The sequence below is a fragment of the Vibrio sp. Y176 genome (genome assembly GCF_033438945.1).
In genome coordinates, this window is the sequence record NZ_JAWOQS010000099.1 from 1 (window position 1) to 1,164 (window position 1,164).

1 protein-coding gene is annotated in these 1,164 nt (G+C 44.5%); it reads left to right on the forward strand.

The window, feature by feature from the left end; genetic code table 11:
* Nucleotides 1-56 precede the first annotated feature (56 nt).
* A complete protein-coding gene (locus tag R7O13_RS24345) occupies nt 57-281 on the forward strand; it encodes a hypothetical protein (RefSeq protein WP_318304866.1) in 225 nt (74 codons plus the stop codon).
* Nucleotides 282-1,164 lie beyond the last annotated feature (883 nt).

Here is a 1,164-nt window from a genome sequence, read left to right on the forward strand (position 1 = left end):
TGAGGAGGAACAGCATTTCTTTGTTGAGCCGTATTTGTTTGAGCCCGAGTATACGGATGGAATTCAGGCTACTGGACGAAGCAGCCGCCGCAGCTCATGAGCCTAACCCTCAGCCAGCTGCAGAATACCGCAGTCGAGCACTGGAAACCTGGTGGTGTAGTTGTTTCAAATGCAAAGCAATGCCAACGGATGAGGAAAGTCTTTGCTGCTCAGACTGGGAATTGGTGACGCCTGCACTTGAGAATCTGGACATCAGTACTGACGAGACTGCTGCTCTTTAGAGACCGTGCATCACCGATCACCCTGAGCGCACACGTGAGCGCAGAGCACAGAGAGGCAGTCAGAGCTACAGGCTACAATGAGGCTAAAAACAGAGTTCAAATGACGTTTTTCCAAACAACTTTTTATGTCGGGGCTTCAGGACACTTGGATCACTACGGACGAGCAGTATGGAGATATTTTGTGGTTTCAATTATGTGTTTGACGTTTTAAACTGGGGCGCCATCAGCCTGCATTAGGTGGAGTTGTGCTGCTACCCCCTCTCCCCTTGGATCTCCGCAAGGGATGTGAGGACTCTAAAACTTCACCTGAGCCTCCCTCGGCATATGGGTGAGTAGATAATGGCTGAATTTTCATTTTTGGGTGCACTATCCCTTTGAACACACTCTTGAAATAATTTAAAAGAGCAGTGTGAAGGATTTAGTGGCATCTAGTGGTGAGATTGCAGCTGACACTTTTCCCACGTGCTTCTTGTGAAGCTGAACTACAGTGAGTTACGTGAAAAAATGAACGGCCCTATCTAGAGCCAGTGTTTGGTTTGTCCATTCTGGGCTACAGTAGAAACACGGTGGTGCAACATGGCGTTCTACATAAACAAAGACCCGCTCCCTATGTAGATATAAACAGCTCATTCTATGGTAATAAAAACGATTCTTATTTTCAGGTGATTACACACTAATAGAAATGTAGTTATGAATATTATGTTCCATTTCTGCCAATATATTCCCCCTAATCCTACATACTGAACCTTTAAGAAACTATAGTTACTTATAAACTCCCCTAGTTTCTATCACCATAATCACTTAGATAGACCAAGTGCACTTTCCCCTACTCAAACATTGGATGTTTCATTTTAGACAGAGGCTCTTTTAATGCACAACAATT